18 protein-coding genes are annotated in these 14,440 nt (G+C 40.2%); 6 read left to right on the forward strand and 12 right to left on the reverse strand.

What is annotated here, in order from left to right; all coding sequences use genetic code 11:
- Positions 1-64 precede the first annotated feature (64 nt).
- Positions 65-1,078 carry a spore coat putative kinase YutH gene (gene yutH, locus AC59HZ_RS21675; protein WP_496547845.1) on the reverse strand — a complete coding sequence of 338 codons (1,014 nt, stop codon included), beginning with the start codon at positions 1,076-1,078 and terminating at the stop codon, positions 65-67.
- A gap of 214 nt (positions 1,079-1,292) precedes the next feature.
- Between yutH and AC59HZ_RS21680 the strand changes: the two genes are divergently transcribed.
- Complete coding sequence (locus AC59HZ_RS21680; RefSeq protein ID WP_496547846.1) at positions 1,293-1,805, forward strand: phosphatidylglycerophosphatase A family protein; 513 nt, start codon at positions 1,293-1,295, stop codon at positions 1,803-1,805.
- A 31-nt stretch (positions 1,806-1,836) separates the two neighbouring features.
- Here AC59HZ_RS21680 and AC59HZ_RS21685 read toward each other — a convergent pair whose 3' ends face one another.
- From AC59HZ_RS21685 to AC59HZ_RS21695, 3 genes are read right to left on the reverse strand one after another with little or no spacing between them, the layout of a single operon-like run.
- Positions 1,837-2,601 carry a TIGR01457 family HAD-type hydrolase gene (locus AC59HZ_RS21685; RefSeq protein ID WP_496547847.1) on the reverse strand — a complete coding sequence of 255 codons (765 nt, stop codon included), beginning with the start codon at positions 2,599-2,601 and terminating at the stop codon, positions 1,837-1,839.
- 6 nt (positions 2,602-2,607) lie between these two features.
- Positions 2,608-3,051 (reverse strand): DUF86 domain-containing protein, encoded by a 444-nt coding sequence (locus tag AC59HZ_RS21690; RefSeq protein ID WP_496547996.1) that lies wholly within the window; start codon positions 3,049-3,051, stop codon positions 2,608-2,610.
- A 27-nt stretch (positions 3,052-3,078) separates the two neighbouring features.
- A complete protein-coding gene (locus AC59HZ_RS21695; protein ID WP_496547848.1) occupies positions 3,079-4,380 on the reverse strand; it encodes an EAL domain-containing protein in 1,302 nt (433 codons plus the stop codon).
- Between the two features lie 189 nt (positions 4,381-4,569).
- Between AC59HZ_RS21695 and AC59HZ_RS21700 the strand changes: the two genes are divergently transcribed.
- Both AC59HZ_RS21700 and AC59HZ_RS21705 read left to right on the forward strand, forming a co-directional pair.
- Positions 4,570-4,836 carry a DUF3055 domain-containing protein gene (locus AC59HZ_RS21700; protein ID WP_496547849.1) on the forward strand — a complete coding sequence of 89 codons (267 nt, stop codon included), beginning with the start codon at positions 4,570-4,572 and terminating at the stop codon, positions 4,834-4,836.
- Positions 4,837-4,895: 59 nt separating this feature from the next.
- Positions 4,896-5,180, forward strand: coding sequence for a cytosolic protein (locus tag AC59HZ_RS21705; RefSeq protein WP_496547850.1), 285 nt, complete (start codon positions 4,896-4,898; stop codon positions 5,178-5,180).
- Positions 5,181-5,207: 27 nt separating this feature from the next.
- Here AC59HZ_RS21705 and AC59HZ_RS21710 read toward each other — a convergent pair whose 3' ends face one another.
- Positions 5,208-5,483, reverse strand: coding sequence for a YutD family protein (locus AC59HZ_RS21710; protein ID WP_496547851.1), 276 nt, complete (start codon positions 5,481-5,483; stop codon positions 5,208-5,210).
- 115 nt (positions 5,484-5,598) lie between these two features.
- Between AC59HZ_RS21710 and AC59HZ_RS21715 the strand changes: the two genes are divergently transcribed.
- Complete coding sequence (locus AC59HZ_RS21715; protein WP_496547852.1) at positions 5,599-6,234, forward strand: YhcN/YlaJ family sporulation lipoprotein; 636 nt, start codon at positions 5,599-5,601, stop codon at positions 6,232-6,234.
- A 40-nt stretch (positions 6,235-6,274) separates the two neighbouring features.
- On the opposite strand, the gene lipA is transcribed toward AC59HZ_RS21715, so the two are convergent.
- The gene (lipA, locus tag AC59HZ_RS21720; protein ID WP_496547853.1) at positions 6,275-7,192 is read right to left on the reverse strand and encodes a lipoyl synthase; all 918 of its coding nucleotides are present in this window, start codon (positions 7,190-7,192) and stop codon (positions 6,275-6,277) included.
- 175 nt (positions 7,193-7,367) lie between these two features.
- Between lipA and AC59HZ_RS21725 the strand changes: the two genes are divergently transcribed.
- Positions 7,368-8,363: a M23 family metallopeptidase gene (locus AC59HZ_RS21725; RefSeq protein ID WP_496547854.1), complete on the forward strand. Its 996-nt coding sequence runs from the start codon at positions 7,368-7,370 to the stop codon at positions 8,361-8,363.
- A gap of 26 nt (positions 8,364-8,389) precedes the next feature.
- Here the strand turns inward: AC59HZ_RS21725 and yunB are convergent, their stop codons facing one another.
- The 5 genes from yunB to AC59HZ_RS21750 all read right to left on the reverse strand — a co-directional run bounded on the left by yunB (position 8,390) and on the right by AC59HZ_RS21750 (position 12,658).
- Entirely contained in the window at positions 8,390-9,175 is a 786-nt protein-coding gene (yunB, locus tag AC59HZ_RS21730) for a sporulation protein YunB (protein ID WP_496547855.1), read from the reverse strand.
- A gap of 75 nt (positions 9,176-9,250) precedes the next feature.
- Positions 9,251-9,553 (reverse strand): YunC family protein, encoded by a 303-nt coding sequence (locus tag AC59HZ_RS21735; protein ID WP_430065511.1) that lies wholly within the window; start codon positions 9,551-9,553, stop codon positions 9,251-9,253.
- A 60-nt stretch (positions 9,554-9,613) separates the two neighbouring features.
- The gene (locus tag AC59HZ_RS21740; RefSeq protein WP_496547856.1) at positions 9,614-10,966 is read right to left on the reverse strand and encodes a bifunctional metallophosphatase/5'-nucleotidase; all 1,353 of its coding nucleotides are present in this window, start codon (positions 10,964-10,966) and stop codon (positions 9,614-9,616) included.
- 7 nt (positions 10,967-10,973) lie between these two features.
- The gene (locus AC59HZ_RS21745) at positions 10,974-11,795 is read right to left on the reverse strand and encodes a sulfite exporter TauE/SafE family protein (protein ID WP_496547857.1); all 822 of its coding nucleotides are present in this window, start codon (positions 11,793-11,795) and stop codon (positions 10,974-10,976) included.
- A gap of 17 nt (positions 11,796-11,812) precedes the next feature.
- A complete protein-coding gene (locus AC59HZ_RS21750; RefSeq protein WP_496547858.1) occupies positions 11,813-12,658 on the reverse strand; it encodes a DUF72 domain-containing protein in 846 nt (281 codons plus the stop codon).
- Between the two features lie 183 nt (positions 12,659-12,841).
- Here AC59HZ_RS21750 and AC59HZ_RS21755 point away from each other — a divergent pair, with 183 nt between their 5' ends.
- Complete coding sequence (locus AC59HZ_RS21755) at positions 12,842-13,006, forward strand: hypothetical protein (RefSeq protein WP_496547859.1); 165 nt, start codon at positions 12,842-12,844, stop codon at positions 13,004-13,006.
- On the opposite strand, the gene sufB is transcribed toward AC59HZ_RS21755, so the two are convergent.
- Positions 12,996-14,393 carry a Fe-S cluster assembly protein SufB gene (gene sufB / locus AC59HZ_RS21760; RefSeq protein ID WP_496547860.1) on the reverse strand — a complete coding sequence of 466 codons (1,398 nt, stop codon included), beginning with the start codon at positions 14,391-14,393 and terminating at the stop codon, positions 12,996-12,998. The genes AC59HZ_RS21755 and sufB overlap by 11 nt on opposite strands.
- Positions 14,394-14,440 lie beyond the last annotated feature (47 nt).

Below are 14,440 nucleotides of genomic sequence, written 5' to 3' on the forward strand. Positions count from 1 at the left end.
ACTCCTGGTTATTATACCTATTATTCTGATTGAAATTTTTCAGAAATGAGTCGAATCGTGTGTTTTACACTTTATATAGCCATTCTAATTGAGGGAGATTCAACCTTTTGACTGGAGCTCCCGAAATGTGAAAAAATCCGGCCAAAAATCGCTCATATTCGCCCGATTGTCTTAAAATTTTACTTAGCTGTTCCTCTAATACCTTCTTGTCCTGCTCCGACCGAGTTATATAATAATTTTCAATACACTCAAAATAGTGGAGAGGAAAAATTAAACGCGAGTATAATAAGCGCCACGAAAATGATGATAATGGGGCAACACTTTGATATTCTTCAAAAAATTGTTTTAGGTCGACATCGTACGTTTGAAAATTTCGGAAATATCTCTCCCTTGTCCACTCTGCTATATCCCGGCTGCGATGATCAAAGACCCAATCAAAGGGATTTTTAATAACATAATTACCGCCCCACGTTTTTTTACAAAAACGATCATGACAGACTGTGCCACTGTCCGTTTCGACTGGCTCATCATCTAACTCTGTATCTACCAGGTATTGAATGGCATTCTCAGTTAAACCCATATAATAGGGAAATGATTCAATAAACATCCGTTCAAATTCATCTTCTGGCGTTTGAAAGAGAAGGCCGTTCCAAACCTTTTCCATTTGTTCAAGCCGCTTTTCCCATAATTCCTTCCACTTTCCCATCCGGCTTGACCGCTCGATTTGATAGGGAACCCTCCTCCCGCGCTCATGAAACTTGGCAAGCTTACGCCCTAATTTAATTTTCCGTTGTTTTTCATCTGCTTGCCGATTGGCTAATACACAATATTTATTTTGTTCCCATGTCGTAATTAAATTCCCTTCCTTCGACTGCAAAAATGTAGGTACATTATGGTCGCCATAATTTCGCAGATGCTCGGCAATTTTCTCTAACTCAGAAAGATCCTCTTCTTCTCTTCCAGCAGGATTAGAGATTACATACAGCCAGCCATTGCCTCTTAAGGCGTCATAAGTATCTAATTTTATATATTCTTGTGTCGTAATCCCATATTGATTTTCAAGCATTTTCTGAAGCATTCGAGTCCCACCTCTTTTTCATACCCTTATTAAGTCATATATATGTATCACTATTAAAAAACTTGTTGTCTTCCCGTTTTTTTTCAAAAATGAATAGGAAAAATGCTCGATTGGAAAGATAAAATTTTGTCTAGTTCTTTTACGTTAAAATTGCATATCTTATGAAAAAAGCGTATATATATAGTGAAAATCCAAAGAAAAGGTGATAAAAGGGATGGCAGACGACAAAAAAGTAGATTTGACCGAAGAAACTGCACGCAGATGGCTAACAGAAAGAGGCGTCCAAATTCAAGATATTGCTGATTTAGTTTTTTATTTACAAGAAAAATATCATGAAAATTTACAAATGGCAGACTGTATTGCTAATGTAGAACGTGTTCTCTCCAAACGTGAAGTGCAAAATGCCATTATTACCGGAATCCAGCTCGACATGCTTGCTGAAAAAGGTATGCTTGAGGAGCCGCTTCAATCAATCATAGGGACAGATGAAAGTCTTTATGGAGTGGATGAAATTCTTGCCTTTTCGATTGTGAATGTGTATGGATCAATTGGATTTACCAATTATGGTTATATTGATAAACAAAAGCCTGGCATCTTAGCCCATCTAAATGATAAATCAACCGGAGAATGCCATACTTTTTTAGATGATATAGTCGGTGCGATTGCAGCCGCTGCCTCAAGCAGACTGGCGCACAGGGCAGCAAGACTGGAAAAAGAAAAAAAATAGTGTAAAAGGATGGGTGCGTATCCCATCCTTTTTATACCTCCCATTGATCCAATGAATCAATGGCATATGTAGGTTTTCGTTTATACCCTTTAAGCAATTCTTTCGTGGTCACACCTGTATGAACTAATAGCGTGTCCATCCCGGCATTCATGCCTGCTAAAATATCTGTGTCATAATAATCCCCGACCATAATCGTTTCTTCTTTGGCCGTTCCTAATACCTTTAAGGCCTGCTCCATAATAATCGATTCCGGCTTGCCGATAAAAATCGGCTTCGTTTGGGTAGAAACCGTAATGACGGATGTCAGCGAACCATTACCCGGTACAAGTCCTCTTTCAGTCGGAATCGCAATATCACCATTCGTAGAAAGGAAAGTTGCTCCATTTCGAACCGCTAAACAAGCAACAACTAATTTCTCATAACTGATGGAGCGGTCAATCCCAATCACGACAAATTCGGCATTTTCCCCGGCAGATTGGAATCCCTTTTCTTCCAGCGCCGAGCGTAGCCCCTCTTCTCCAATAACATAAACAGAAGCATCCTTCTTGGTTTCATAAATGTAATTGGCGGTTGCCTGGCTGGTCGTGAATACAAGTTCTTCCTCTGCCGGAATATCGAAATCGCGTAGCTTTTCGGCAACATGTGCTGGCGTCCTTGATGAATTATTTGTTACAAATAGATACGGAATTTTGTTATCCCGTAGTTTTTTGACAAAATCTGAGGCTTCCTCAATCCGCTCAGATCCTTTATACATCGTTCCATCTAAATCAATTAAATAGCCTTTATATTTTTTCAAAAACCCTCACCCCTGACTTTTAAAGGCGGAAACTGGACCTAATTCATTTGTAAGATAATCGCGCACATTTTTCGCAAAAAGAGATAAAGCCGGATGAGACTTTTCAAATTGTTCCTTTAATTCACTATGGACGATTGCTGTATAATCTTGGACAAGATTTTTCCGGTATGGAATGAGACTTTTTAATGTATTACCCGTTTCTTGTGAAATGACTTTTTCATCCATTAAAATTTCAATGATATCGTCGTAGCTTCCGGGGTCGCGCATGATAAAACCGTCAATCATGGCATTGCCAACATCAAAAATGGCTTCTAGCATCATTTGTGTTACCCGTTCTAATGCAGCTTTTTCTAATGGAGTTGTCCATTCCGGCTGCGAAGTAAAAAGATTTATTTGTTTTTCTAAATAAACCAATGTTGTTTCCATTTTATCACGGTCTACAAAATACATTTGCTCCACTTCCTTTTTCGTTGTCTACTAAGTAGCAATCCCGTTTACGAATGCAGCTGGAGGGGCATAAAAGTTTCCTTGCGCTAAATCCACTTTATTTCTCGTCAGAACCGATGCTTCTTCTTCGCTTTCAATTCCTTCAGCGACAACTAACGACCCTGCTTCTCTTGCCACAAGCAGCAATCCTTTCAGCATTGATTCCTTTAGAGAATTTAGATGAATATTTTGGATCACGGAGCGATCAATTTTGATGATATCTGGCATGATTTCACTAATTGTATTTAGGCTGGAATAGCCTGCACCTGTATCATCGACCGCGATTCGAAACCCCATTAATCGTAACACTTTAATATTATAGATAAAGTTCTTTAAGCCCTCGATCGAATCGCTTTCGGTTACTTCAATAGTGATTTGCTTAGGCGAAATACTTTTATATTTTAACATAAGATTTTTTAAATCTCTTGTAAATCTTAAATTGCCTAGAGTTAAAGGTGTGCAATTCACAAATATGTCCTGGCGGCATCGCGTTGTCTTTATTTGCTGCAAGACTTTTTCAATGATAATCATTTCCAGTTCGTACAGCATCCCTGTCTGCCTGGCCAGCGAGAAGAGCGGCATTGGATTTTCTAATAGGGTTCCCTGTGGTCCTCGTGTAAGCATTTCCCAGGCTCGAATTTCTTTTGTTGCTACATCAATAATCGGCTGAGCTAAAAGTTTAATTTCCTTTTTTGAAATAATTTTATTCATCGTCATAACCATTTCATTAAAACCGGATTCAGCTTTTCTTTCTGCCATAAAAACGGCCTGTCTATGGGCTTTTAAAACAGAATCATGAATCGAGTAATGTTTTTTCTCAACAAACATATATCCTGTTTCAAAATGAAGCTCGACAGCAGGGTATAACTTATGTAATTTCTTTTCAACATGATAGGTTATTTTATTCATAAACAGATCTATTTCTGATAAACAATCCCGATCAAAATCAACTTTTAAGAAAATTGTAAAACCGTCACCATAAAAATCATGGATAGTGATGACATCTTTACTGTTTATTTCTTTCTCAATAGAAAGACGGAAATACTTTTTAATATTTTTAATTAGCTGTGTATAGAGGGGTTGTCCCAGTAAATCAGCTAATTCAGAAGATTTTTTGATATTAAAAACAATCACAGCCACTTCATGTCCAGATTGAAGGGCTGCTGTAACACCCTCTAACGCGGGATTCCGCAATATAATTGGGGGTGGATAAAAGCGAATTGACGAAAGAGGCAGTATATTCTTTCCCCATTGCATTACACTTATTGCTTTTTCGATGTAACGACGGACCATTAAACTCATCCCTCTTCCAGTCAACAATTGAGAATTTAAGTATATTGTAGCATATTTTGACAGATTTCGTATTTTCCCAGACGCGAAATTTCCCAAATTTTGCGGAAATTTCACTACTCCCCTCAAACAAATAAATTTGTTACTATAGAGAAGGTGCTAAAAAGTATTTTTTTAAAGGAGATTATTTAGATGAAAGAACGGTTTTTCTTATATGATGATATGGAGAATACAAAAACAAGATTTGTTAGTTTTGTTGGTGAGAACCAGCGCTATGATTTAGCCATTGTTCAATCCGCACGCCATTATGGTAAACATCTTGTCCTAGATATGCAGGGAAACCGTTTTGCTATTATTGGCCACGATGACCTGCAAGAGGAAGGCTATTTAGAATATGCTTTTCAATTAAATGAAGAAGATGCAGAAGAACTAAGATCCTTTCTAATGGAATTAGTTTAAACAATTGCTCATGATTTTCACTCCTTGGGCTAAACTAGGTTTTAAAAGGAGTGGAAAATATGGCGGATAAAGAGGCAGAGAAGTATACGGAATTATCCAATGTGGAAAAACAGAATAATTTCCTTACTGCTCAGGAGTTTCCCGAGGGGCCTTATGGTTCGGACTTCCGAAAAGACAAGCCTGTTCAAAATAAAAGCACGCCCTGGGAAGAAGGGCAGCGAACCCTTAGTGCATTTAATTATGAATTCAAGTCATTTCATCAAGATCTGCCCCGGCAGATGGAAGGAGCCCATCCTCCGCATGATGATCCGGACACGGATGAACAGGCCCCATATAACAAATAAACGAAAGGCCAGATTTCTGGCCTTTCGTTATTTTTTTACCTTTTTCAAAACAAAATAAGCACAGCCGAAATTGCAGTATTCATAAAGATATTCGCTGAGCGTGCTTATTTTAGTATCAAAGGTAGCTTTTTGATTTTGGTCTTCAAAAAAACCCTTTAAACGGAGCTGGCCATAGCCCCAGTCTCCCACAATGTAATCGTATCTTGATAAAATATCGCTATATCTCGCTTTAAGGGCATCTTCATTAAAACCGTTACGATGCTCCTGCACCATTTCATACATGGTGTTGTTAATATTTATCATCCTTTTTCACCTCAATTTGCCAGACACTCTTAATTCCCATTATAACCGATTCACCATCAATTACTAAGAAAAAAAATCCTCCCATTGGCTATTCTAATAAAAGGAGGTGTTAAGCTTGAAAAAGTCAATCATCGTCATTGGATTGTGTACGCTTACTGCTTTAACTGGATGTACAAAGGACACTAAGAATGACATTTATGAGGAAAGCGGTAATACCATTAATGTAAATAATAAGCGGCATGAGCTCTACAATGAAGGAGCAGGCCGCGGCATTCGAAATGTTAGCAACAATTATGGGTATGTCCGCCACCAAAAGAGTCCGTTGATGAATGATAACACAGCCAATAATCATTATACAGCTCTTGACCGAGAACAGCTTGCTAACATAATCAGCAAGTACAGTACCAACATTCATAATGTAAATGATGTAGCCACCCTTGTAACAGACCAAGAAGTTTTAGTTGCTTATGACACTAATTCCAAGGACCGAAATTTAACGGCGGATCAGGTGAAACAAACCGCAATGTCCGTTGTACCAAGATATTACCACGTTTATGTGACAGACAATAAGGTTTTAATGCGCGATGTTGAAAATCTGGCTAATCTCGATTCAACAAGCCGTAATACCCGGAATTTGGTCAATGGCTTAATTAAACAAATGAAAAAATCTCCTCAAGGTTCACGGATGAGCGCTCATGAGGACGAAAATGGACTTACTCCGGAAGATCAAAATTATAACCACAATAAGTAATAAAAAGAGTTCAGTCATCCTAGACTGAACTCTTCTTCGTTTATGCTTTCTTTGCTTCCTTTTCACCAAGTAATTGCTTATGCTTTGCAGCAGCGTTTACCTGTTCATCGGCATGGTAGGAGGAGCGCACTAACGGACCGGCTTCACAATGGCTGAAGCCCTTGCTGATGGCAATTTGCTGCAGTTCTTTAAATTCATCAGGACTATAATATTTCTCAACTCTCAAATGGCTCTTGGTAGGCTGTAAATATTGTCCGATGGTCATAATATCCACATGGTTGGCTCGCAAATCATCCATTACCTCAAGAATTTCTTCCTTTGTTTCGCCAATTCCAATCATTAAGCTGGATTTAGTTGGAATGGTTGGCTGCATTTCTTTTGCTCGTCGTAAAAATTCAAGCGAACGGTCGTATTTAGCACGTGCCCGAACTCTTGGAGTCAAGCGGCGAACGGTTTCAATATTATGGTTTAAGATGTCGGGTTTAGCATCCATTAACAACTGTAAATTTTCTTCTTTTCCGCCCATATCGGAAGGAAGAACTTCAATGCTCGTGAATGGATTTTTCCGGCGAATCGCCCGCACCGTTTCAGCAAATACAGCAGCACCACCGTCCTTTAAATCATCGCGTGCAACTGCTGTAACGACCACATGCTTTAAGTTCATAAGCTGAACGGAGTCGGCCACTCGTTCTGGTTCTTGCAAATCAAGTTCTGTTGGAAGCCCCGTTTTAACGGCACAGAAGCGGCAGGCACGAGTACAAGTATCACCTAGTATCATAAAGGTTGCCGTACGTCTTACAGCCCAGCATTCATGAATATTAGGGCATTTAGCTTCTTCACATACAGTGTGAAGGTTTTTTTCACGCATCATTTTCTTCAGGCCCGTATAAGATTCATTCGTGTTCAGCTTTATTTTTAACCACTCGGGTTTACGTAATATTTCTTCTTTCTTGCTCATTTTTACACCCCTTGCAATCCACTTATGTATGGAAAATGAGTTCTTCTGTTGTCACTTTAACATACTGCCTGCCTGACGACAAGCAATCTATTCTTCTTACCAATTATTGACCATTATGAAATTGTTTAGAAGGCATAAACTAAACTTGTACATTATTCGGAAGGAGGATTCCTGCGTGAGGGTTGTTCTAATGATTGGAACTTTCCTTTTATTTTTCACCTCTACATTTGCTGTCAGGGATGCTCAAGCTAAGGAACCTGATCCCTATCAGGAAAGAATGAAGCTTTATAAAAAAGTGGAAACCGTTACAAATATACCTTGGTATTACCTAGCCGCCATCGATCAATATGAAAGAAGTGTCCGTTTGGCCCGTCGTGATTTACCAAAACCAGAAGGGACCATTGCCATTTATTTTCGTCCTGAAGAGTGGTCTGGCTTAACAAATCCGAACCCTAAGTCTAAAAATCCAGCTAGCATTCAGTTCTTTAATGGAATAGGTATCGATGGTAATGGAGATGGTAAAGCGAGCTTAAAGAGTGATGAGGATGTTTTATATGCTTTTGCTAATTATCTTCTTTCCTACGGTGTCGATCATGATAATATAAAAATCGGACTATGGAATTACTATCATCGCGATAAAACGGTTGGGATTATTGTTGGTAAGGCCAAAATGTACCGCCATTTTGGAAGGCTTAATTTGGATACTCAGGTTTTCCCTGTTCCAATTCGCTCCAATCACAGTTATCGCAGTACATGGGGAGATGCAAGGGGCTGGGGAGGCAGAAGGATGCATGAAGGCACCGATATTTTTGCCGGCCATGGAGTACCTGTTCGGGCCACCTGTTATGGCATTATAGAGATGAAGGGATGGAATAAGTTCGGGGGCTGGAGAATCGGCATCCGCGATATTAACAATACCTATCATTACTTTGCCCACCTAGGAGGGTTTGCTGGAAATTTAAAGGTTGGATCTATTGTTGAGCCAGGAATGGTTATTGGCAGTGTTGGAAACACTGGGTACGGGCCTCCAGGCACCGCGGGCAAATTTCCTCCTCATTTGCATTATGGTATGTACAAAGATAACGGGATAACAGAATGGTCGTTTGATCCATACCCGCATTTAGCAAAATGGAAGCGGATTGAGCGGATGAATCTAAGGAAGCAAAAATAAAGGACTTTCCATTAAGGATTGTCCTTTTAGTTTGTCGATTTTGTTTTTTTCTTTTCTTCTGATTTAGGCAATTCGATGGATGGCAGAGCATTGCTGCCATTATTATAAAATTGCGGAACATCGCCCTGAATTAATCTGCCGCCAACTGGAATTTTTTGATCCAGCTTTGTGATTTTCGTTGAAAACGGTGTAATAATTTGCACCGATACTTCTAAATGAATGGCTACATCAATCCACGTATTATTGATTCCCAATGGCTTTGGTGTAATTTTCACATCCGGCCGGACGTCCCCAATAGCTTGAAACTTCACCGGTATCTTCGGCCCAAGATTCCCAAACAAGGCCATATTGGTTGCCCGCCCAAGCGGTACATTCCAAACAATTCCATCCGTATTCGTATTTTCTAATTCTATTTCCACGTCAGTTAATTGCTGTAGGGAAGAAAGATCCCCCTTCTCGGCAGCATTAAGATTCTTTTGGATCTGACTGGTGATTTCGGACAATTTCTGATTTACTACCTCCGTTTTTAAGGTTGCGCTAGGCGGAGCTCCATCCGTGCCCGGTTCTATGGCAATTACATCGCCGATCTCGACTGTCTTTTTATTTATGGCTTTCGTAATGACCTGTGAGGCTATTTTTTTTGATTGGGATTCCGCATAACTGATTAACGTCGGTTCAATGCCTTTGTTAATAACCCATATCCCGAAGGCGGTGGAAAAAAGAAAAAAAACAAATGATAGCAGCATAACATAACGGAAAGGCAGCGGGCCTCGCTTCGTAAACCGTCGGCGAATCTTTGCCAAAACAATCACCCCTTCAAGCTATATGTATGCTTGAAGATGTGGAACTAGCCCAATTAAAAAGCTTGCTTAGTTAAAAGCAAGCTTTTAAATCATTTTCAGCAAGGCGTCCCTGCCGATCATTCCTTGGTGGATTCCCAGTTCTTCTGCTTCAAATGTCACCGATTCCATTGGCGCATTTAGAAGCTGATCGATGGTTCTTACCCCGACGGCTCTTGCAGCAATAATCTTGCGGTCCTTCAATTTTTCATTTAAAAGGCCGACGTCCAAGGCACCGCACATGATGTATCCTTTATCGCTTGAAATGGCAAGCAATGTTGTTTTAGGAAGTAACACAGTCACAGCCAAAAAGGTATGGCCGTCTATTTCGATTGGTGAAAGCTCAATCAATTCCTCCACTCCTTTCCTCATTATCACATTATGACAATTATCGAAAAAGAGTGTATTCAACTAGGACATCTGCAGCAATTTCCATTTTAATAGATCTCGCAAGAACTCAGGCAGAAAATAGGTTTTATGTTTAGAGAGAAGGACATCTTTGAAAAAATGGCCAAAGGTAAACATATCCGGCAATGCCAATGTGTACCTTTCCTCCATCTCTAATGGTTTTCCATTAATGAACATCCTTCCATCTTGGATTCGAATGCCTTCATATACAAATATCCCAAGAACGTCCCCTCTAAATCCTAATCCTTTGATTTGTTTATGTTGAAGGTTTTCATCCTGGGTTTCTGTGAGAATTTTTATAAATTCCCTGCCCGTCAGCTCTACGACACACGGATTGATGGGATGAGGGCAAACCGTTAAAAGGTCATATTCAGTGACCTCACCCGATAAGGGTCCTAAAAGGAGTCCAGCATTAATCATAGCAATATCTGATTCACACCATTCTTGAAGGGAGGAACAAAGAAATTCGGAAAAATTAGTTTCCTTAAACGGATCAGCTAACAGTGGTTCTTGTAAAGTTGTTACCTTTTGACTTAACAGTTCTTTACCTAGCCTTAGGAATGACTGGACCTGCTCCTGTTCATTTGGAGTCTCCGGAAGTTCCTTTACGTCATAAACTATAGCTTCCTTATCGTTAATTTGCTTTTGTTCATTTACCTTTAGGGTGATATGGCCCACAAAATATCCATACTTCCCTGCGGCTCCAAGCAGTGTTTCCCCTACTAGCCGGCCGTTTTCAAAATAATGATGTGTATGAGCCCCTAGAATGACATCAATCTCCTGAAACTCACTGGCAATTTTTTCATCATCCTCTTTGCCAAGATGAGAAAGACAAATGATAATGTCTGATTGTTCTTTTAAGATTGGGAGCCATTTTTTCAACTCCATGATGGGATCCGTCAACTCCCAGCCAAGCAATTTATATAGATGCGCAAAATTCGCCGTTACCCCAATGACCCCGATACGGGTTCCGTTTTTTGTGGGATAAATCTTATATGGTTTAACCCAGCTTGGATAAACTTGATTTTTTTTATAAAAATTCGCCGCAATTATATCGAAATGGGCGTCATCATATAGATGATCCAAATCATCGTATGGGAGATTGACTCCTTCGTTATTTCCAATCGTGATGGCGTTATATTCGCACATATTTAATAATTGGATGTTTCCTTTTCCTTTAGAAGCCTCCGAATAAGGATGCCAGCGGTCAATAAAATCACCGATATCAAATAATAGACTTTCTTCTTCATGTTTTTGATGATCCGTTTTTCTTTGTTTGAGGAATAGCTCAATTCTAGGCCAATTTTCTAAGTGGCTGTGAATATCATTTGTATGATAAATATGTATGGTTTCCATTTGTATCTTAACCTGCAATTCCTTCATAAATTAATCGTATGCCGACAATAACTAGTACCGTCCGCAATAATAATACGATCGTTTTACTCTTAAGCTTAGTATTTAAGTAGACCCCCACCCTAGCGCCAATCCACGCCCCAGGGACTAGTGCCAGTGCATAAAGCCAATTGACATTCCCGAGCGTTATATGCGTAATGGAACTGAGGATCGATGTTGGTAAAATCATAAACATCGAGGTAGCCGTAGCGACGTGCGGAGGGAAGAAGAAGACTAATATCATCGTTGGTACCATCAAGGAGCCTCCTCCGACCCCAAATATCCCTGATATAAACCCAACAATAAATGCAACGAGAATGCCGATCATTGGACTATAGCCGTATTCAAAGGTTTTCCCCGTATTGTCTGTAAAAGTGCGAACAATTCCTTTTTCCTTTTTATAAGGAATCGGCTTTAGTTTATCTTTTAGCAGTAAAATGATTGAGACAAAAATAATGAACAATCCAAAAAGAATATTAAAAGAATGCATCGGTAATTTTTCTGTTACCCATGCTCCAAGAATACTGCCGGGACCACTGCCAATCAAGAAAATTAATCCGCTCTTATAATCGACGGTCTTATGTTTCATATAAGCAAGCGTAGAGGATAGCCCTGTGAAAATCATCGTGAACAAGGACGTTCCTACCGCAACCTGCGGGCTAACATAGCCAAAGGCCGAAAATGATCCTAAGTAAAGCAAGGCGGGAACAACGATTATTCCTCCTCCTAAACCGATTAGCGATCCTAATGAACTCGCTAACAGTCCTATGATAACCAGTAGAATCCATTCCATTTTTACACCTTCTAATTTTAAAATAAACCTAACTGCCTTGGGGCAAGCCCTTCATATTCAATCTGGAGCAGTTCCATCATTTGTTTAGCGTTATCTGCAGCGTCACCGCCAGAGTTATTATTAAAGAGAAGATATACATCACTGCATTCTTTTTTGAGCTTTGCGATGGATTCAGCCCATTCTTCTAGTTCCTGTTGGTTATAGCGGTATAGGAACCGGACTTCCCGCCAATCCACGTCGGTACGCTTTTGCCAGCCGTGGACATTTCGGCCATGGAACCTGACAAGTACTTTTTCTGGAGTGGTGGATCGAAGAATGGTTGGAACAGATCCTTCCCCAGACTGCGGTTCATCACATATGCTATGAATCCATTTTTCTTCTTTCATAAAATCGAGTGTTCTATCACGGTATTCTAGTTTAAACCACGATTGATGTCTAAATTCCAAGGCACATGGTACCTCTCCCATTTGCTTTTTGCACCATCTTAGATAGTCAACATTTTCGCGGTTGCAATCAAACCAAGGAGGGAATTGAAAAAGCACCATTGCGAGCTTTTTTTTCTCTATGTATGGCTCTAGTGATTCATTAAAGGCATTAAACATAGCCTGTTTTGTTTCGAACGGGATTTCTCCGCGTAAGTGGCCGGTCATCCCCTGATAAGCCTTTACGATAAACTGGAAGCTTTCCGGCGTTTCATTTACCCATTTTTGTGCGTTCCGCTGCGGTTGAATCGCATAAAATGCAGTGTCTACTTCAACAATGGGAAAATGGCCTGCGTACTCTTTCAATTTATCTCTAGAGGAAATTTGACCAGGGTATAAGCTGTCATGGTCGCCCCAGCCGGTCACACCAATATAAATCAACTCATTCACCTCCACCACTTAATAATAGCATAACCAAATACAGTTAGAAGAGCCATCAGCTGATTGGGTGGCGTTATCCGTTGATTGGAGCCAGTTATCCGCTAATTGGAGCCAGTTATCCGCTAATTGGGCGGCGTTATCCGCTGATTAGAGCCAGTTATCCGCTAATTGGAGTGCTTTCCGATGATTGAGCTGCGTTATCCGCTAATTGGAGCCAGCCATCCGCTGAATGGCGGCGTATATCCGCTGATTGGAGCCAGTTATCCGCTGATTAGCATATTTCAACACATAAAAAACCGCCTGCCATCAAGGCAAGCGGGTAATTTTTTCAAAAATATTAACCAATAGAGCCTTCCATCTCGAACTTGATCAAGCGATTCATCTCAACGGCGTATTCCATTGGCAGTTCTTTTGTAAACGGCTCGATGAAGCCCATAACGATCATTTCAGTTGCTTCCTGCTCAGAAATACCGCGGCTCATCAAGTAGAAGAGCTGCTCTTCAGAAACCTTGGAAACTTTGGCTTCGTGCTCAAGTGAAATATTGTCATTTAGGATTTCGTTGTAAGGAATTGTATCCGAAGTTGACAAATTATCCATAATCAATGTATCACACTCGATGTTAGCACGTGCGCCATCCGCTTTACGGCCGAAGTGAACGACTCCACGGTAGGTTACCTTACCACCGTGCTTAGAAATCGATTTAGATACGATCGTTGATGAAGTATTTGGAGCCAAGTGAATCATTTTCGCTCCAGCATCCTGGTGCTGACCTTTACCGGCAATTGCAATCGATAACGTCATACCGCGTGCGCCTTCACCTTTTAAAATAACCGCAGGGTACTTCATTGTTAACTTAGAACCGATATTACCGTCGATCCATTCCATAGTTGCATTAGCTTCACATACTGCACGCTTCGTAACTAGATTAAACACGTTGTTTGCCCAGTTTTGAATCGTCGTATAACGGCAGTAAGCATCTTTTTTAATGATGATTTCAACAACCGCACTGTGAAGCGAGTTTGTTGTATAAACAGGAGCTGTACAGCCTTCTACATAGTGTACGTGTGCGCCTTCGTCAACAATAATTAACGTACGCTCAAACTGACCCATGTTTTCTGAGTTAATGCGGAAATACGCTTGAAGCGGTGTATCTACTTTAATACCTGGTGGTACATAGATGAATGAACCGCCGGACCAAACAGCAGAGTTTAATGCAGCAAACTTATTATCCGTAGGTGGAATTACTTTAGCCCAGTGCTCGCGGAAAATGTCTTCATTTTCTTTAAGAGCGGAATCTGTATCTTTAAAAACGATTCCTAGTGCTTCAAGGTCTTCCTTCATGTTATGGTAAACAACCTCTGATTCATATTGTGCAGATACCCCAGCAAGATACTTTTGCTCAGCTTCAGGAATACCCAATTTATCAAAAGTTGCTTTAATTTCTTCAGGTACTTCGTCCCATGACTTCTCAGACTTCTCAGATGGTTTTACGTAATACGTAATTTCATCGAAATTTAAAGAAGCCAAATCTCCGCCCCATTGCGGCATTGGCATATTGTAAAAATGCTCAAGTGATTTCAAACGGAAATCCAGCATCCATTGCGGCTCGCTCTTAAGCTTTGAAATCTCTTCAACAATTTCCTTTGTCAATCCACGCTTTGATCGGAATATGGAAACGTCTTTATCGGCAAAACCATATTTATAATCACCGATTTCAGGCATTTTTTTTGCCATTATCGTGTCCTCCATTCATAAACGAGAGGGGCTTTCAAAACCCCTGC

This window comes from Neobacillus sp. DZ-9, assembly GCF_059587065.1.